This is a genomic window from Nocardioides sp. (assembly GCF_029937575.1).
GTDB lineage: Bacteria > Actinomycetota > Actinomycetes > Propionibacteriales > Nocardioidaceae > Nocardioides.
The window spans coordinates 1-16,883 of record NZ_JAPYPS010000045.1; the positions used below are offsets into that span (position 1 = coordinate 1).

Genomic DNA, 16,883 nt, shown 5'->3' on the forward strand with positions numbered 1-16,883 from the left:
CGCCAAGAAGGCCGCGCCCGCCAAGAAGGCCGCGCCCGCCAAGAAGGCCGCGCCCGCCAAGAAGGCCGCGCCCGCCAAGAAGGCCGCGCCCCCGAAGAAGGCCCCGGCAAAGAAGGCCCCGGCCAAGAAGGCCCCCGCCAAGAAGGCCCCCGCGAGCGCGTTGGTGGTGCAGGAGGGCGAGTCGGCGTGGACCCCGGAGGAGCTCAAGGAGGTGCTCGACGAGCTCCACGAGCAGCGCGAGCACAGCTCGGGCATCGTCGAGCAGCATGAGTCAGAGCTGGACGGTCTCCTCCGCAACTCCGGCGACGGGGCGGGCCAGGACCAGGCGGACGTGGGTGCCTCCAGCTTCGAGCGCGACTACGAGATCACGCTGCTGGGCAACGAGCGCGACAAGGTCGCCCAGATCGATCGTGCCCTCGCGCGCATCGACGACGGCACGTACGGCGTGTGCGAGTCGTGCGGTCAGGCGATCGGCAAGATGCGGCTCATGGCATTTCCGCGTGCCACACTGTGCATGACATGCAAGCAGCGCGAGGAACGCCGGTAGGCACCGCTGAGGCCGCCGGAGGATCCCGCGGCCGTGTTCGCGTTGTCTTCGTCCTCGTGGCGCTGGCGGCCTACGCGACCGACCAGGTCAGCAAGGCCATCGCTGTCGCGAAGCTCGACGGTCGTCCCGACGTCAACGTGGTCGGCGAGCTGCTGCAGCTCAACCTGGTCCGCAACCCCGGCGCCGCGTTCAGCATCGGCACCGAGCTCACGCCGGTGCTCACCGTGCTGTCAGTGATCGCGGCGGTCACCGTGCTGTGGTTCGCACGTCGTCTCGGAAGCCCGGCGTGGGCGGTAGCTCTCGGGCTGCTGCTCGCGGGTGTGACCGGCAACCTGACAGACAGGATCCTGCGCCCGCCCGGGTCGTTCCAGGGCCACGTCATCGACTTCCTGCAGCTGCCCAACTGGCCGGTCTTCAACGTCGCGGACATGTGCATCAACGTGGCGGCCGGCCTGATCATCCTGCAGGCCTTCCGGGGCATGCGTCTGGACGGCACGCGAGAGTCGGACGACGACGCCGACGCCATCGAGGCGGAGCGCCACGCGGCACCAGCCGCCGAGGACACGACCGAGGTGGAGTCGGAATGACCCAGTCCGACTACCGGAGCCTGCACGTCCCCGAGGGCCTGGCGGGCGAGCGGGTGGACTCCGCCATCGCGCAGATGTTCGGACTCTCACGCACGCGGGCGGCCGACCTGATCAGCCGCGGCTTGGTGCAGGTCGACGGTGCGGAGGTCAGCAAGAGTGAGCGGGTCCTTCCCGGTGGACTTCTCGAGGTGACGATCCCGGTGGAGTCCGACCCCTTGGAGGTCGTCCCCGAGACCGTCGAGGGGATCGGGATCATCCACGACGACGACTCGATCGTGGTCATCGACAAGCCCGTCGGCGTCGCGGTCCACCCCTCACCTGGCTGGTCGGGCCCCACGGTGGTCGGGCACCTCGCGGGTGCCGGCTTCCGGATCGCGACCAGCGGTGCCTCCGAGCGCCAGGGCATCGTGCAGCGCCTCGACGTCGGCACCTCGGGCGTGATGGTGATCTGCAAGTCGGAGCACGCCTACTCCGTGCTCAAGAACGCCTTCCGGCACCGGACGGTCGACAAGACGTACCACGCCGTCGTGCAGGGTCATCCCGACCCGCTCGAGGGCACGATCGACGCGCCCATCGCTCGCCACCCCGGCGCCGACTACAAGTTCGCCGTCCTCGACGGCGGCCGCGCGAGCGTCACGCACTACGAGACCCTCGAGGCGCACCGCTTCGCGAGCCTGCTCGAGGTGCACCTCGAGACCGGGCGGACCCACCAGATCCGGGTGCACATGTCGGCGCTGAAGCATCCCTGCGTGGGTGACCTGACCTACGGCGCCGACCCGACCCTGGCGAAGAGGTTCGACGTCACCCGCCAGTGGCTGCACGCGGTCAAGCTCGGCTTCGAGCACCCCGACAGCGGGGAGTACGTCAGCTACGAGTCCGCCTACCCGGTCGAGCTCGCCCGGTCCCTCGATGCCATCCGAGACTCCCACTGACCTGACGCTGCGCCCGGCGACACCGGACGACGCGGCCTCGGTCACGGCCGTGCACCTGGCGTCGCGGGCTGCGGCCGTGAGGTCCGCGACGATGCCGGCCAGCGTGCACCATGACGACGAGACACTGGCCTGGCTCACCGAGCGCCTGGGCATCGACGAGGTGTGGGTCGCCGAGGCGGCGGGCGCGATCGTTGCCTACGTGCGCCTGACCCGCGAGTGGCTCGACGACCTGTACGTCGTGCCGGGCCATGCCGGTCGGGGGATCGGGTCGGCGCTGCTTGCCCTGGCACAGGCGCGACGCCCCGCCGGCTTCGGGTTGTGGGTCTTCGAGGTCAACGCGCCCGCCCGCGCCTTCTACGCCGCCCACGGGCTCGTGGAGGTCGAGCGCACCGACGGCAGTGACAACGAGGAACGTGCACCGGACGTCCGTGTCGTGTGGTCCCCGTGAAGCGGGCCGCGGGGGGCGCGGACGACCTGTGGCTGTCGGCGGCGCCTGGCACCATCGGCGGTGCCGGTGACGTAGGCTGAGGACCCTTCCCCCAGAAGGTCGCTCGGCTGCTCACCGGCATGCACGAGACCACTGCAGCACGCCCGTACACGACCCGACGAGGACGCCACCGATGTCTGCCGGCACCCCTGAGACCGCCACGACCAGCACCACCGCAGGCTCGGGCGGCAGCAAGGACTCCTTCGTCCACCTGCACGTCCACACCGAGTACTCCATGCTCGACGGTGCGGCGCGGCTCGGGGCTCTGACCGAACGTGCCGCCGAGCTCGAGATGCCGGCCGTGGCGATGACCGACCACGGCAACGTCTTCGGCGCCTACGAGTTCTACTCCAAGGCCAAGAAGGCCGGCGTCAAGCCGATCATCGGCATCGAGGCCTACTTCACCCCCAACATCAGCCGGCACGAGCGCAAGCGGGTCAACTTCTACGACGGCGGCCCCGACGACGTCTCCTCGCGGGGCGCCTACACCCACATGACGTTGCTCTCGGAGTCGACGCAGGGCATGCACAACCTGTTCCGCATCTCGACGGGCGCCTGGCGCGACGGGTTCTTCCAGCACCCTCGTGCCGACCGCGAGCTGTTGTCCCAGCACGCGAAGGGGATCATCGGCACGACCGGCTGCCCGTCCGGGGAGATCCAGGTCCACCTGCGCTACGGCAACTACGCGGCCGCGCGCCAGACGGCGGCCGACTTCCAGGACATCCTCGGTCGGGAGAACTACTTCCTCGAGCTGATGGACCACGGTCTCGACATCGAGAACCGCGTCCGCGACGGGTTGCTGCGCCTGGGGGCCGACCTCAAGATCCCCCTGCTGGCGACCAACGACTCCCACTACGTGATGCGCGAGGACGCCAAGTCCCAGGAGCACCTGCTGTGCATCAACTCCGGCTCCACGATGGACATCCCGGCCGGGGACGGACCAGGGCAGCGCTTCGCGTTCTCCGGCGACGGCTACTACCTGAAGTCGGCCGCCGAGATGCGTGCGCTGTGGGTCGACAAGTACGACCTGCGTGAGGCCTGCGACAACACCCTGCTCATCGCCGAGCGGTGCGACGTCGAGTTCTCCGAGGCCGTCGGCAAGTACATGCCCAAGTTCCCTTGCCCCGAAGGCGAGAACGAGGACTCCTGGCTCGTCAAGGAGGTCCAGCGCGGGCTGGAGGCGCGCTACCCCGGTGGCGTTCCGGAGGCCTCGCAGAAGCAGGCCGAGTTCGAGCTCGGCGTCATCATGCAGATGGGCTTTCCCGGCTACTTCCTCGTGGTCGCCGACTTCATCAACTGGGCCAAGAACAACGGCATCCGCGTCGGGCCCGGCCGTGGGTCGGGGGCCGGGTCGATGGTCGCCTACGCGATGCGGATCACCGACCTCGACCCGTTGGTCCACGGCCTGATCTTCGAGCGGTTCCTCAACCCCGACCGTGTCTCGATGCCCGACTTCGACATCGACTTCGACGAGCGTCGCCGCGGCGAGGTCATCAAGTACGTCACGGACAAGTACGGCGACGACCGGGTCTCCTACATCGTCACCTACGGCACCATCAAGGCCAAGCAGGCCGTCAAGGACGCCAGCCGGATCCTCGGCTACCCGTTCGCGATGGGTGACCGGATCACCAAGGCGATGCCGGCCGCGGTGATGGGCAAGGACGTACCCCTGCAGGAGGTCTTCGACCCCCAGCACAAGCGGTACGGCGAGGGCGGCGAGTTCCGGGGTCTCTACGACGGCGACGCCGACGTCAAGAAGGTGGTCGACACCGCGATCGGGATCGAGGGCCTCAAGCGGCAGTGGGGCGTGCACGCCGCCGGGGTGATCATGTCCTCCGAGCCGCTGCTCGACATCATCCCGATGCTCAAGCGCCCCGCCGACGGCGCGATGATCACGCAGTTCGACTACCCGACCTGCGAGAACCTCGGCCTGATCAAGATGGACTTCCTGGGGTTGCGCAACCTCACCGTCCTCGACGACTGCGTCAACAACATCCGCGCCAACCGCGGCGAGGAGCTGGTCCTGGAGGACCTGGCCCTGGACGATCCCGCGTCCTACGCGCTGCTCGGGACCGGCAACACCCTCGGCGTCTTCCAGCTCGACGGGGGAGCGATGCGCAGCCTGCTGCGACTCATGCGCCCCGACAACTTCGAGGACATCTCGGCCGTGCTGGCTCTGTACCGACCCGGGCCGATGGGTGTCGACTCCCACACCAACTACGCCCTGCGCAAGAACGGCAAGCAGGAGAGCACCCCGATCCACCCCGAGCTCGAGGAGCCGCTCAAGGAGATCCTGGGTCAGACCTACGGCCTGATCGTCTACCAGGAGCAGGTCATGGCCGTGGCCCAGAAGCTCGCGGGCTACACGCTGGGTCAGGCCGACCTGTTGCGGCGCGCGATGGGCAAGAAGAAGAAGGAGGTTCTCGACGCCGAGTACGTCCCCTTCTCCGACGGCATGAAGGCCAACGGCTACTCGGCTGCGGCCATCAAGGCGCTGTGGGACGTGCTGGTCCCGTTCTCCGACTACGCCTTCAACAAGGCCCACACCGCGGCGTACGGACTGATCTCGTACTGGACCGCCTACCTCAAGCACCACTACGCGGCCGAGTACATGGCTGCCCTGCTCACGTCGGTGAAGGACGACAAGGACAAGATGGCGATCTACCTCAACGAGTGCCGCCGGATGAAGATCCAGGTCCTGCCGCCCGACGTCAACGAGTCCGCCGCGACGTTCACCCCCGTCGGCACCGACATCCGCTTCGGCCTGACCGCGATCCGCAACGTGGGTGCCAACGTGGTGGACCACATCGTGGCTGCCCGCACCGAGCGGGGACGCTTCGAGGACTTCAACGACTTCATGGACAAGATCCCGCTGCAGGCGTGCAACAAGCGGGTGATCGACTCGCTTGCCCGGGGTGGCGCCTTCGACGACATGAAGCACAAGCGCAAGGCGGTCGTGAGCATCGTCGACGACGCCGTCGACCGCTTCGTCGACTCGAAGAAGAACACCGAGGGTGGGCAGGACTCGATGTTCGACCTGCTGGAGGCCACCGACGTGGGTTCGGCCGGGACGAGCATCGCTGTTCCGGACATCGACGAGTGGGACAAGATGACCCTCCTCGGGCACGAGCGCGACATGCTCGGTCTCTACGTCTCCGACCACCCGCTGCTCGGGCTCGAGCACGTCCTGTCCACCGGCACCGACTGCACCATCGGGCAGCTGATGCTCGACGAAGAACGCGCCCACGGCAGCACCTTGACGATCAGCGGCCTGATCACGTCGGTCAACCGCAAGATCACCAAGCGTGGCGACGCCTGGGCCACGATCACGCTCGAGGACCTCGACGGTGCCATCGAGGTGCTGCTCTTCCCCAGCTCCTACCAGCTGGCGAGCCCCTACCTCGTCGAGGACGCCATCGTGCGGGTCAAGGGCCAGCTCTCGCGCGACAAGGAGCAGCCCGAGCTGCGGGGGCAGGAGCTCACCGTGCCCGACCTCAACACCGGTCCGGGTGGGCCTACCGGGCCGGTCACGATCAGCCTGCCCTCCACCCGGTGCACCGCCCCGGTGATCGAGCAGCTCAAGGACGTCCTCGGCGCGCACCCGGGCCTCACCGAGGTACGGCTACGGTTGCTCGCACGGGAGTCGACCAAGGTGATGCGCCTGGACGACCGCCTTCGGGTGACGCCGACCTCGGCGTTGTTCGCGGACTTGAAGCAGCTGCTGGGACCAGGATGTCTGACGGGATGATCGCGCACGGTCGTGCGACCGGCGTTGCGTCCTCCACTCCCTCGACAGGTCGGTCTCGACCCCTCGGGCAGGTCGTGGAGCCCCTGCTGGTCCTGACGGCCTTCGCCGGGGCCGGTGCCTTCGTCGGCTGGATCTGGGAGCGATGGTGGACGCCGACGGTCGGGGTCGTGGTCGACGGCACGTGGGTGCCGGGCTATCGGGCCGAGGGCGACCTGTTCGTCTTCGACTTCCCGAGCCTGGAGGGGTTCTTCGACGGCACGGCGATGTACGTCGTGCTCGGCGTGGCCGCAGGTGTGCTGCTCGGCGTGCTGTGCAGCCTGCTCGGGCGTCGCTCGGAGCTCGTGATGCTGGTGGCCGTGACGGCGGGCTCGGCCCTCGCGAGCCTGGTGGCCTACCGGCTCGGCACCCACCTGGGACCGGTCGACCCGACGACGCTGGAGGCCGATGCGGCCACCGGCACCGTGCTGCCCGCGGCGCTGTCGATCAAGGGGGCCAGCCCCTTCGTGGCGTGGCCACTGGGCTCGCTCCTGGGTCTGTGCGTGACCTACCTGCTCACCGCCGTGACCGCGGAGTCACGACGCCGGGAGAGCGACGACCCGCGCTGGCTGGAGCGGCCGACGTGGCTGGACGAGGATTCATCCGGAACCAGACCGGGTAGTGCTTCGTCCTAGACCCGTCCCACCGTGCTGCATCCGCTCCCTCCGCCGACATGTCGAATCGAGGATGACCCACATGTCCAGCAACCTTCCTCCCACCGGACCTCCCTCGGGTCCGCCGCCACCGCCGCCACCGCCGCCACCGCCGCCGCCGCCGGCCCCGCCAGGCTCGCCTCAGGCGTGGTCGGACGGTGCTGCCGAGGTGCTGCAGAGCGGTCGGGGTGGTCCGATCCCCCCGAGCCCGTCAGGACCACCAGGCACCGGTGGCCGGGGGCGGCGCGGTGCGTTCATCGCGGGCGGTGCCCTGCTCGGGGCGGGAGTCCTCGCTGCGGGGGCGTGGGCGGGATACTCGATGATCTTCGCCACCGGCCCGCAGCCCGCCGAGGCGCTGCCCGACTCGACGATCGGCTACGTCTCGGTCGACCTCGACCCCAGCGGTCGGCAGAAGCTCGAGGCGCTGCAGGCCCTGCGGAACTTCCCGGCCTTCGCCGACAACGTCGACCTCGCGGCCGACGACGACCTGCGCCTGCGGCTCTTCGAGGAGCTCCAGGGCGACGGTCTGTGTCCCGACCTCGACTTCGCCGACGACGTCGACCCATGGCTCGGTGACCGGTTCGCCGTCGCCGCGATCGACATGGGTGGCGCCTCAGGGCCCCTGGACCTGGGCATCAACGCGGTCGGAGTCGTCCAGATCGACGATGCCGAGGCAGCCGAGGAGGGGTTGGCGGCGCTGCGTGACTGCGGTGGCGAGGGCGACACCTTCGGCTGGTCGGTCGCGGGTGACTGGGCGGTCGTCGCGTCGACCGACGACATCGCCGCAGAGGTCACCGAGGCTGCCGCCGACGCGCCGCTGGCCGCCGACGGCGACTTCCAGCGCTGGACCGGCGAGGCGGGCGATCCCGGGATCCTCACGGCCTACGTGGCGCCGGAGGCCGCCGAGCTGCTGGCCGACGTCGCGGAGGTCTTCGGTGGCTTCGAGTCTGCCTTCAGCGGTGACACGTGCCTGCCTCCGCTCGGTGACGACCCGTTCGGTGACGACCCGTTCGGTGACGACCCGTTCAGCGAGGATCCGTTCGGCGGTGCCTGCGATCCCTTCGCAGGCCCCACCACGGGGATGAGCGACCAGCTGGCGGGCCTTGCCGACGACTTCGCCGGCGCCGCTCTCACGATCAGGTTCGACGACGGCGGCCTCGAGCTCGAGGCCGCCGTGGGCTCGGCTGACGTCGAGGCCGCCTCGGGCGTGGACGACGGCGGCGACGACGTCGTCGTCACCCTTCCCGAGGACACTGCGGTGGCCTTCGGTCTGGGCTTCGAGGACGGTTGGTTCGATGCGATCGCCGAGTCCGCCGACGAGGTGCTCGGCGAGGGTGGCCTCGACGCATTCCTCCTGATGGCCGAGGAGGAGACCGGACTCGACCTGCCCGACGACCTCGAGACCCTCGTGGGCGAGTCGGCCGCGCTCGCGCTCGGCGGGGACGCCGACCTCACCGGCTTCGAGGAGCCGGAGCCGCCCACCGACCTGGAGCTCGCGCTGAAGGTCGAGGGGGACGCGGACGACATCGGCGACCTCGTCGACCAGCTGGTGAGGACCTCAGGGGACGACTCCCTCGCCACGCTGCTCGGCTACGACGCAGACGACGACTTCGTCGTCGCCGGCCCGTCGTCGACCTACCGGGCCTCGCTGCTCGAGGACGGCGGCCTCGGAGAGACCGACGCCTACCAGGACGCAGTCGTCAACGGGGACGAGGCGGGCGCCGTCCTCTTCGTCAACTTCGACGCCGGTCCGTGGTTGACCGGGCTGCCCGACCTGCCGGGGGAGGTGCGGGACAACCTCACCCCGCTCCGTGCCCTGGGACTCTCGGCATGGAACGACGACGGCGTGGGTCACGCCGTGCTGCGGGTGACGACCGAGTAGCTCGCTCAGGCCCGGCCGACCTCGTCGACGATCGCGCTCGTGATCGCGACCAGGTCGGTCGGTGCCAGCTCGATGTCCAGCCCGCGACGTCCACCCGAGACGAGGACCGAGGCGTGATCGAGGGCTGAGGTGTCGAGGACCGCTGGGTGCGCCCGCCGTTGACCGACCGGCGAGATCCCACCCACGACGTACCCCGTGGCCCGTTCGGCCGCCGCGGGGTCGGCCAGCACCGCCTTGCGGCCGCCGACGGCGCGTGCGAGGGCCTTCAGGTCGAGCTGTCCGCTGACCGGCACGATCGCGACCGTCAGTGCGCCGTCGACATCCGCGAGCAGGGTCTTGAAGACCCGTTCGGGAGGGACACCGAGTGCCTCGGCAGCCTCCAGCCCGAACGAGGCGGCTCGCGGGTCGTGGTCGTAGGGGCGCAGCGTGAAGGCGATGCCGGCTCTCGTCAGCGCGACGGTGGCAGGCGTGCCGCCGGGGTGCTTCTTGGGCATGGGGTTGATGGTGGCATGCCGGCGCGGAGGCTGAGCAGGCGAGGAACGAGCCGTCGACGAAGCCCAGTGCAAAGTGCGCCGACCGTCCCCACCGTCGGCGCTCGGCTCGCCGGATTTCGATGCGCGCGTCGCGAGCTCGTTCCTCGCTCGCGGCGCTTACTCAATCTTCACTGACGACGGGTCTGCGCTCGTTCCTCGCGCAGTCCCTGTCAGTTCGGACTCCAGCGGGTGCGCGCCACCTCGGTGGCCGGCAACGAGGGGATCACGTTCATCGCCTTCAGCTCCGAGCGCAGCAGATCGGTGACGAGCACGAGCCGGTCGGTCGCGTCGTCCGCCTCGAGCAGGGCCTGGCGGTCCTGGAGCGGGAGCGGGGCACAGGCCGCCAACGTCCAGGACAGGTACGTCGGGTCGCGCGGCAAGGTGCCGGTGTAGGGGTCGGTCCGGATCTCGGTGAGCGCCATCCGGTAGGCGGTGAAGGTGGATCGTGCGCGCTCGAGGACGTCCTCGTCCACCGGTGGGGTCTGCTCGGGCTGCTCGGTCACGTGGCCGAGCGGGAACAGGTCGCCCCGGTCGAGACGATCGAGCTTGATCCGCTCCAGACCGACCGCGACGACGTCGAAGCTGCCGTCGTCGTGCGACTCGATCTCGGTGAGCTGGGCCTTGCAGCCGATCCGGAACAACGACTGGGCGCCGTGGTCGCCGACCTCGTAGCCCTCCCGGATCGCCACCGAGCCGAAGACCCGTGCGGCGGGGTCCTCGATGCGCAGCAGGTGGTGGACCAGCGCCCGGTACCGGTCCTCGAACACGTGCAGGGGCACGCTGAGGCCGGGGAAGAGCACCGAGTTCAGCGGGAACATCGGCAGGGTCTCGGTCACGCGCCCAACCTACTGCCCGCCCCGGCGCCGTCCAGCCAGTGTCGGCGATGCCGGGGGAGTCGGCACGACTTCGTAGACTGGACCCCATGATTCGCCGCATCGACCTGCGAGGCAACGCCCTCGCCGACTACCGCAGCGCCGTCCCGCGCGCGGACTTCGACATCGAGGCGGCGGTCCCGGCGGTCCATGACATCTGCGAGGCCGTGCGCACCCGCGGGCTCGAGGCGATCCTCGACTACAACGAGCGCTTCGACGGGGGGACCGCCGACGACGACATCCGGGTCCCGGCGGCGACCATCACCGCCGCGCTCGACGACCTCGACCCCGCCGTCCGGGCCGGACTCGAGGAGTCGATCAGGCGCCTGCGCGTCACCTGCGCCGCCGAGCTGGAGCAGGATGCCCACACCGAGCTCGGGCCAGGGGCCCGGGTGACCCACCGCAAGGTGCCGGTCGACCGGGTCGGGCTCTACGTGCCCGGCGGGCTCGCCCCTCTCGTCTCCAGCGTCCTGATGAACGTCGTCCCCGCCCAGACAGCCGGGGTCCCGTCCCTGGCGCTGGCCTCCCCGCCGCAGAAGGACTTCGGCGGGCTGCCGCACCCCACGATCCTGGCGGCGTGCGCCCTGCTGGGCGTCGAGGAGGTGTACGCCGTCGGTGGTGCCCAGGCGATCGCGATGTTCGCCTACGGGATCGGACCCTGTCGACGCGTCGACCTCGTCACGGGGCCGGGCAACATCTACGTCGTCACCGCGAAGCGGCTCCTCAAGGGCCAGGTCGGTATCGACAGCGAGGCCGGCCCCACCGAGATCGCGATCCTGGCCGACGACACGGGTGACGCGGGCTTCGTGGCGGCTGACCTGATCAGCCAGGCCGAGCACGACCCGTTGGCGGCCTCCGTGCTGGTCACCACGTCGGAGCGCCTCGCGGACGAGGTGGACGTCGAGCTCGACAAGCAGGTCTACGCCACCCGCCACACCGAGCGCATTCGCACCGCGCTGACGGGCGCCCAGTCGAGCATCGTGCTGGTCGACGACCTCGACCAGGGCCTCGACGTCGTCAACGCCTACGCCGCCGAGCACCTCGAGATCCACACCGCCGACGCGTCGGCCGTCGCCGGGCGCGTGCGCAACGCCGGCGCGATCTTCGTCGGCCCGCACGCACCGGTGAGCCTGGGCGACTACTGCGCGGGTTCCAACCACGTGCTGCCGAGTGGCGGGTGTGCCTGTCACTCCTCAGGACTGTCGGTGCGCGCTTTCACCAAGTCGATCCACGTCGTCGACTACTCCCGAGACGCCCTGGCCGAGGTCGCCGACCACGTGGTCACCCTGGCCGAGGCCGAGGACCTGCCCGGCCACGGTGCCGCGGTCAGCATCCGGTTCGCGGACTGAGGCCCGCCATGGCATTCCCTCCTGTGCGGGAGGAGCTGCGCGGCATCGAGCCGTACGGCGCTCCGCAGCTGGACGTCCCGGTGCAGCTCAACACCAACGAGAATCCCTACGGCCCCTCCGAGGCGTGCACCGACGACATCGCGGCGTCGGTCAAGGCGGCAGCGACGTCGCTGAACCGCTACCCCGACCGCGAGCACGTCGAGCTGCGCGCCGCGCTCGCGGACTACCTGGCACGCGACACGCCTCACGCGATCACGCCCGACCAGGTGTGGGCGGCCAACGGCTCCAACGAGGTCATGCTGCAGCTCCTGCAGGCATTCGGCGGCCCGGGCCGCACTGCGGTGAGCTTCGCGCCGACGTACTCGATGTATCCCGAGTACGCCCGCGACACCCACACCCGGTGGGTGGCCGGCCGGCGTGCCGACGACTTCGGTCTCGACCTCGAGGCCGCCCGCGAGCTGGTCGAGGCCGAGCAGCCCCACGTCGTCTTCCTGCCCTCGCCGAACAACCCGACCGGCACCGCCCTGGCCCCCGAGGCGATCGGCGCGCTGTGCGAGCTGGTGGGGGAGCGCGGCATCGTCGTCGTCGACGAGGCGTACGGCGAGTTCCGCCGTGCCGGAACCGCGTCGGCGCTCGAGCTGCTGCCCCAGCACCGCAACCTCGTGGTCACCCGCACCATGAGCAAGGCCTTCGCCGCGGCCGGACTGCGGCTGGGCTACCTGGCGGCGGACCCGGCCATCGCCGACGCCATCCGAGTCGTCCGGCTGCCCTACCACCTGTCGTCGATCACCCAGGCCGTCGCGCTGGCGGCCCTGCGGCACGCGCCCGAGCTGCTGGCCGCCGTCGACAGCCTGCGGACCGAGCGTGACGCCACGGTGACGTGGCTGCGCGACCTCGGCCTGGACGTGGCCGACTCCGACGCCAACTTCGTCCTCTTCGGCACGTTCGACGATCGTCGGGCCGCGTGGGAGGGCCTGCTCGCACTCGGCGTGCTGATCCGCGAGACTGGTCCTGAGGGATGGTTGCGCGTCTCCATCGGCACGGCGGACGAGATGGCCGCGTTCCGGCAGGCCCTCACCACCGTCATCAAGGACGCCACCCAGGACTCCAGCAAGGACTCCAGCAAGGAGCAGTCATGAGCCGTACCGCCCGCATCGAGCGCCAGACCAGCGAGTCGAAGGTGATCGTCGAGGTCGACCTCGACGGCTCGGGGCGCCACGACATCTCCACGGGCGTGGGCTTCTACGACCACATGCTCACCGCGCTCGCCCGACACGGACTGCTGGACCTCACCGTGCAGACCGAGGGTGACGTGCACATCGACGCCCACCACACTGTCGAGGACACCGCGATCGCCCTGGGTCAGGCCCTGCGCCAGGCCCTGGGCGACAAGGCCGGGGTGCGTCGCTTCGGTGACGCCACCGTGCCGCTCGACGAGGCGCTCGTGCAGGCCGTCGTCGACGTGTCCGGCCGCCCCTACTGCGTGCACACCGGCGAGCCCGAGGGGCAGGCCTACGTGCAGCTCGGTGGGTCCGGGGTGTCCTACCTCGGATCGCTGACCCAGCACGTCTTCGAGTCGATCGCCTTCCACGGTCACTTCGCCCTGCACGTCCGCGTGCTGGCCGGACGCGAGCCGCACCACATCGTGGAGACGCAGTTCAAGGCGTTCGCCCGGGCGCTGCGTGATGCGATCGCCCTCGACCCCCGCGAGACGGGCATCCCCTCCACCAAGGGCGCGCTTTGAACCCTGCACGCTCACAGGTCGTCGTCCTCGACTACGGCTCCGGCAACGTCCGGTCGGTCGTGCGCGCGGTCGAGCGCGCCGGCGCCGAGGTCACGCTCGCGTCCGACTTCGACGCCGCCCTCGAGTCCGACGGCCTGGTCGTCCCGGGTGTCGGTGCGTTTGCCGCGTGCATGGCGGGGCTGCGCGCGGTCAAGGGCGAGCGGATCATCGGACGTCGGCTCGCAGGCGGTCGGCCGGTGCTCGGCATCTGTGTCGGCATGCAGGTGCTCTTCGAGCAGGGCGTCGAGCACGGCGTCACCACCGAGGGCTGCTCCGAGTGGCCGGGTGTCGTCTCGCGGCTGCAGGCGCCCGTCGTACCGCACATGGGCTGGAACACCGTCGAGGTCCCCGACGAGACCTCGCTGTTCAGCGGCATCCAGGACGAGCGCTTCTACTTCGTGCACTCCTACGGTGCACGCGAGTGGGTGCTGGAGACCAACGACCGCACCCGCGCCCCCCTGGTCACGTGGGCCGAGCACGGCGGGGACCGTTTCGTCGCCGCCGTCGAGAACGGCCCCTTGACCGCCACCCAGTTCCACCCCGAGAAGTCCGGCGACGCCGGCGCCGCGCTGCTGCGCAACTGGGTCGCGTCGCTGTGAGCAAGGAACGCGCCCGACGCCGCGAGGAACGCGAACGACAAGCTGCCATCGCCGAGGCGGCGCGGGTGGTCGCGGCTCAGAAGGCTGCCCGCAGCGCTCGGCGGCGCGAGGTGCTGCTGGGCTGGATCCCACGCCCGGCCCCAGGCCCCAGCGGCACCCTCGCGGCTCGACGTCGGCGCAGCACCGGGATGGTCCTGGCCGCGGTCTTCGGGCTCAACCTCGTGGTGTTCCTGGCCTCGGACGGGTGGGAGCTACGTTCGCTCGTGCTGCTGCTCAGCGTCCTGCTGACTCCCGTCGCCCTCCTGCTGCTCACCCAGACGTAGTCCCAGACCGAGTCCCGAAGTCCTAGAAATGAGTGTGGCGTGACCTATCTCCAGCTGCTGCCTGCCGTCGACATCACCGAGGGTCGTGCGGTTCAGCTCGCCCAGGGTGTGGCCGGCTCCGAGCGCGTGTACGGCGACCCGGTCGCCGCCGCGCGCCGCTGGCAGGACGCCGGTGCCGAGTGGCTTCACCTCGTGGATCTCGACGCTGCGTTCGGGCGTGGCTCCAACCGGGAGCTGCAGGCCGAGATCGTCGGCGCTCTCGACATCCAGGTCGAGATGAGCGGCGGGATCCGCGACGACGAGTCGCTGGCGGCCGCCCTGGCCACCGGTTGTCGGCGCGTCAACATCGGTACCGCCGCCCTGGAGCAGCCCGAGTGGTGCGCGAAGGTGATCGCCGAGCACGGCGACCGGATCGCGATCGGGCTCGACGTGCGCGGACGCACCCTGGCCGCGCGGGGCTGGACCCGCGACGGCGGCGACCTCTACGACGTACTCGCCCGGCTCAACGCCGAAGGGTGTGCGCGCTACGTGGTCACCGACGTCAACAAGGACGGGATGCTGCAGGGCCCCAACCTGCAGCTGCTCCAGGACGTCTGCGCGGTCACCGACGCCCCGATCATCGCCTCCGGGGGTGTCACCGAGCTCGCCGACCTGGAGGCACTGATGACCTTGGTGCCGTCCGGCGTCGAGGGAGCCATCGCGGGCACCGCCCTCTACGAGGGTCGCTTCACCCTCGAGGACGCGCTGGCGCTGACCCTCCCGGCGGACCACCCGAACCGGGCGGCCGGGAGCGGGCGGTGAGTCTCGCCGTACGCGTCATCCCGTGCCTCGACGTCGACGGTGGGCGCGTGGTCAAGGGCATCAACTTCCTGGACCTGCGCGACGCCGGCGACCCGGTCGAGCTCGCCCGCACCTACGACGCCGAGGGCGCCGACGAGCTGACGTTCCTCGACATCTCCGCCTCGCACGAGGGCCGGGCCACGACGATGGAGATCGTCTCGCGCACCGCGGAGGAGGTCTTCATCCCGCTGACGGTCGGCGGCGGCATCAGCTCGGTCGACGACGTGGACCGGCTCCTGCGTGCGGGAGCCGACAAGATCGCCGTCAACACCGCGGCCATCCACCGTCCCGAGCTGGTCGCCGAGATCGCGGACCGCTTCGGCAACCAGGTCCTCGTGCTCTCCGTCGACGCCCGCCGCGTCACCGCCGGCGGGGCGAGCACCGACTCCGGCTGGGAGGTCACCACGCACGGCGGTCGCAAGTCCGCGGGTCTCGACGCCATCGAGTGGGCCCGGCGCGCCGCCGACCTCGGCGCCGGCGAGATCCTGCTCAACGCCATGGACGCCGACGGCACCGAGGACGGCTTCGACCTCGACCTGATCGCCGCCGTACGCCGTGAGGTCACCATCCCGGTGATCGCCTCGGGCGGTGCCGGCGCGGTCGACCACTTCGCCCCGGCCGTCGACGCCGGCGCCGACGCGGTGCTGGCCGCGACGGTCTTCCACTTCGGCACGCTTCGCATCGCCGACGTCAAGGGAGCACTCGGCGCGGCCGGTCACCCGGTGCGGTGACTGCGTTCCGGTCTCGGTCTGCGCGGATGGGCACGGTCTCCGAGGTCTGGCCCCTCGCGCAGGGACAGTCGGGGCCGGGAAGTCCTTGATCCGTGACGCCCTGGTCCTGCGCCACCGCCTCCCGTTGATCTGGGCCCGGATGCTCGCCGGGGAGGTCCAGGCCTGGCGTGCACGCCGGGTCGCGCAAACCGTGCTCGGCGCCCATGCCGACGTCGTGGCCGACATCGACACCCGCGTGGTCGACATCGTCGACAAGGTCGGACCCGCCACCCTGGACCGGCTTCTGGACGACGCGATGCTCCGGTGGCACGCCGAGGAGAGGGAGATCAAGCAGATCGAGGACCTCGACGCCCGCTTCGTGCGCCTCGACGAGGCCTCGATCACCGACACCGGTGTTGCCGACCTGATGGCCCGCGGCGACTGGAAGGACCTCCACGACCTCGACCAGGCACTCAACCCGGTCGCCGCAGCTCTCAAGGCCAACGGGTGCGAGGAGTCGCACGACGTACGCCGTTCGATGGCGCTCGGCGTCCTGGCCGACCCGGCCGCGGCCGCGGCCCTGCTGGGCGCTTCACGGCACGCTCCTCCTCGCCACGGCATCGGGTCGTGTGCCTCACCACGGTGCATGGACCGGTCTCAGGCACACGACCCTGCCGTAGGCGGTCGACGCCCTCGTCTGCCGCCTCGAGGGCTCCGCCTGACCAGGACGCGATCCGTGCGGACGGCCGCGCCGTCGAGCTCGTCAGAAACCAGCTCGACCCCCACTAGCCGGAATGTTGCATCAACCCACGTGAACGGGAACTCCGTTTAGTCCCGACGGTGTGTAGAAGGTCGCCTCCGTGAGGGCGCGAACCTGTTCCTGTCGCACCGGTAGGCGGCCCCCGAGACGCACCCTCACGACGTCCATCGGGCGTGCGTGCCGACCACGCACTCACACTCCGCACCAGCTGCTCATCCGAGGACGGCGGGATGCCCTAGCCT

The 16,883-nt window shown here is 70.3% G+C and carries 17 protein-coding genes; 15 read left to right on the forward strand and 2 right to left on the reverse strand.

Translation table 11 applies throughout. The features are described from left to right. The 7 genes from Q1K33_RS14400 to Q1K33_RS14430 form a co-directional block, all read left to right on the forward strand. Window positions 1-547 (forward strand): TraR/DksA C4-type zinc finger protein (locus Q1K33_RS14400; RefSeq protein WP_300405145.1); only part of this gene is annotated, 547 nt, incomplete at its 5' end. Then, a complete protein-coding gene (gene lspA / locus Q1K33_RS14405) occupies window positions 520-1,134 on the forward strand; it encodes a signal peptidase II (protein ID WP_300405147.1) in 615 nt (204 codons plus the stop codon). The genes Q1K33_RS14400 and lspA, both read left to right, overlap by 28 nt. Further along, window positions 1,131-2,066 carry an RluA family pseudouridine synthase gene (locus Q1K33_RS14410; RefSeq protein WP_300405149.1) on the forward strand — a complete coding sequence of 312 codons (936 nt, stop codon included), beginning with the start codon at window positions 1,131-1,133 and terminating at the stop codon, window positions 2,064-2,066. Before lspA ends, Q1K33_RS14410 begins: the two co-directional genes overlap by 4 nt. Then, the gene (locus tag Q1K33_RS14415) at window positions 2,044-2,514 is read left to right on the forward strand and encodes a GNAT family N-acetyltransferase (RefSeq protein ID WP_300405151.1); all 471 of its coding nucleotides are present in this window, start codon (window positions 2,044-2,046) and stop codon (window positions 2,512-2,514) included. The genes Q1K33_RS14410 and Q1K33_RS14415 overlap by 23 nt, the downstream gene beginning before the upstream one ends. A 172-nt stretch (window positions 2,515-2,686) precedes the next feature. Next, window positions 2,687-6,301 carry a DNA polymerase III subunit alpha gene (gene dnaE, locus Q1K33_RS14420; RefSeq protein ID WP_300405153.1) on the forward strand — a complete coding sequence of 1,205 codons (3,615 nt, stop codon included), beginning with the start codon at window positions 2,687-2,689 and terminating at the stop codon, window positions 6,299-6,301. A gap of 74 nt (window positions 6,302-6,375) precedes the next feature. Beyond that, window positions 6,376-6,972 carry a hypothetical protein gene (locus Q1K33_RS14425; protein WP_300405155.1) on the forward strand — a complete coding sequence of 199 codons (597 nt, stop codon included), beginning with the start codon at window positions 6,376-6,378 and terminating at the stop codon, window positions 6,970-6,972. Window positions 6,973-7,309: 337 nt separating this feature from the next. After that, window positions 7,310-8,872, forward strand: a complete 1,563-nt coding sequence (locus Q1K33_RS14430) for a hypothetical protein (RefSeq protein ID WP_300405157.1) — start codon at window positions 7,310-7,312, stop codon at window positions 8,870-8,872. 5 nt (window positions 8,873-8,877) lie between these two features. On the opposite strand, the gene ybaK is transcribed toward Q1K33_RS14430, so the two are convergent. Both ybaK and Q1K33_RS14440 read right to left on the reverse strand, forming a co-directional pair. Further along, entirely contained in the window at window positions 8,878-9,366 is a 489-nt protein-coding gene (ybaK, locus tag Q1K33_RS14435) for a Cys-tRNA(Pro) deacylase (protein WP_300405159.1), read from the reverse strand. A 209-nt stretch (window positions 9,367-9,575) separates the two neighbouring features. Beyond that, on the reverse strand, window positions 9,576-10,241 hold the full coding sequence (locus Q1K33_RS14440) for an LON peptidase substrate-binding domain-containing protein (protein WP_300405161.1): 666 nt from the start codon (window positions 10,239-10,241) through the stop codon (window positions 9,576-9,578). 86 nt (window positions 10,242-10,327) lie between these two features. Between Q1K33_RS14440 and hisD the strand changes: the two genes are divergently transcribed. The 8 genes from hisD to Q1K33_RS14480 all read left to right on the forward strand — a co-directional run bounded on the left by hisD (window position 10,328) and on the right by Q1K33_RS14480 (window position 16,713). Continuing rightward, window positions 10,328-11,626, forward strand: a complete 1,299-nt coding sequence (hisD, locus tag Q1K33_RS14445; RefSeq protein ID WP_300405164.1) for a histidinol dehydrogenase — start codon at window positions 10,328-10,330, stop codon at window positions 11,624-11,626. An 8-nt stretch (window positions 11,627-11,634) separates the two neighbouring features. Continuing rightward, on the forward strand, window positions 11,635-12,765 hold the full coding sequence (locus tag Q1K33_RS14450) for a histidinol-phosphate transaminase (RefSeq protein WP_300405167.1): 1,131 nt from the start codon (window positions 11,635-11,637) through the stop codon (window positions 12,763-12,765). Further along, entirely contained in the window at window positions 12,762-13,370 is a 609-nt protein-coding gene (gene hisB, locus Q1K33_RS14455) for an imidazoleglycerol-phosphate dehydratase HisB (RefSeq protein ID WP_300405169.1), read from the forward strand. The genes Q1K33_RS14450 and hisB overlap by 4 nt, the downstream gene beginning before the upstream one ends. Next, the gene (hisH, locus tag Q1K33_RS14460; RefSeq protein ID WP_300405171.1) at window positions 13,367-14,008 is read left to right on the forward strand and encodes an imidazole glycerol phosphate synthase subunit HisH; all 642 of its coding nucleotides are present in this window, start codon (window positions 13,367-13,369) and stop codon (window positions 14,006-14,008) included. The genes hisB and hisH overlap by 4 nt, the downstream gene beginning before the upstream one ends. Beyond that, complete coding sequence (locus tag Q1K33_RS14465) at window positions 14,005-14,331, forward strand: hypothetical protein (RefSeq protein ID WP_300405174.1); 327 nt, start codon at window positions 14,005-14,007, stop codon at window positions 14,329-14,331. Before hisH ends, Q1K33_RS14465 begins: the two co-directional genes overlap by 4 nt. 39 nt (window positions 14,332-14,370) lie before the next feature. Then, complete coding sequence (gene priA, locus Q1K33_RS14470) at window positions 14,371-15,132, forward strand: bifunctional 1-(5-phosphoribosyl)-5-((5-phosphoribosylamino)methylideneamino)imidazole-4-carboxamide isomerase/phosphoribosylanthranilate isomerase PriA (RefSeq protein ID WP_300405176.1); 762 nt, start codon at window positions 14,371-14,373, stop codon at window positions 15,130-15,132. Next, window positions 15,129-15,902: an imidazole glycerol phosphate synthase subunit HisF gene (hisF, locus tag Q1K33_RS14475; RefSeq protein ID WP_300405178.1), complete on the forward strand. Its 774-nt coding sequence runs from the start codon at window positions 15,129-15,131 to the stop codon at window positions 15,900-15,902. Before priA ends, hisF begins: the two co-directional genes overlap by 4 nt. An 85-nt stretch (window positions 15,903-15,987) precedes the next feature. Beyond that, window positions 15,988-16,713 carry a hypothetical protein gene (locus tag Q1K33_RS14480; protein ID WP_300405180.1) on the forward strand — a complete coding sequence of 242 codons (726 nt, stop codon included), beginning with the start codon at window positions 15,988-15,990 and terminating at the stop codon, window positions 16,711-16,713. Window positions 16,714-16,883: the final 170 nt, after the last annotated feature.

What these genes read in the sequence shown, in the direction of transcription:
- hisB (WP_300405169.1), top strand. Translation starts at nt 12,762, where the DNA reads ATGAGCCGTACCGCCCGCATCGAGCGCCAGACCAGCGAGTCGAAGGTG.
- dnaE (WP_300405153.1), top strand. Translation starts at nt 2,687, where the DNA reads ATGTCTGCCGGCACCCCTGAGACCGCCACGACCAGCACCACCGCAGGC.
- Q1K33_RS14410 (WP_300405149.1), top strand. Translation starts at nt 1,131, where the DNA reads ATGACCCAGTCCGACTACCGGAGCCTGCACGTCCCCGAGGGCCTGGCG.
- Q1K33_RS14430 (WP_300405157.1), top strand. Translation starts at nt 7,310, where the DNA reads ATGATCTTCGCCACCGGCCCGCAGCCCGCCGAGGCGCTGCCCGACTCG.
- Q1K33_RS14415 (WP_300405151.1), top strand. Translation starts at nt 2,044, where the DNA reads ATGCCATCCGAGACTCCCACTGACCTGACGCTGCGCCCGGCGACACCG.
- lspA (WP_300405147.1), top strand. Translation starts at nt 520, where the DNA reads ATGCAAGCAGCGCGAGGAACGCCGGTAGGCACCGCTGAGGCCGCCGGA.
- Q1K33_RS14450 (WP_300405167.1), top strand. Translation starts at nt 11,635, where the DNA reads ATGGCATTCCCTCCTGTGCGGGAGGAGCTGCGCGGCATCGAGCCGTAC.
- hisD (WP_300405164.1), top strand. Translation starts at nt 10,328, where the DNA reads ATGATTCGCCGCATCGACCTGCGAGGCAACGCCCTCGCCGACTACCGC.
- ybaK (WP_300405159.1), bottom strand. Translation starts at nt 9,366, where the DNA reads ATGCCCAAGAAGCACCCCGGCGGCACGCCTGCCACCGTCGCGCTGACG.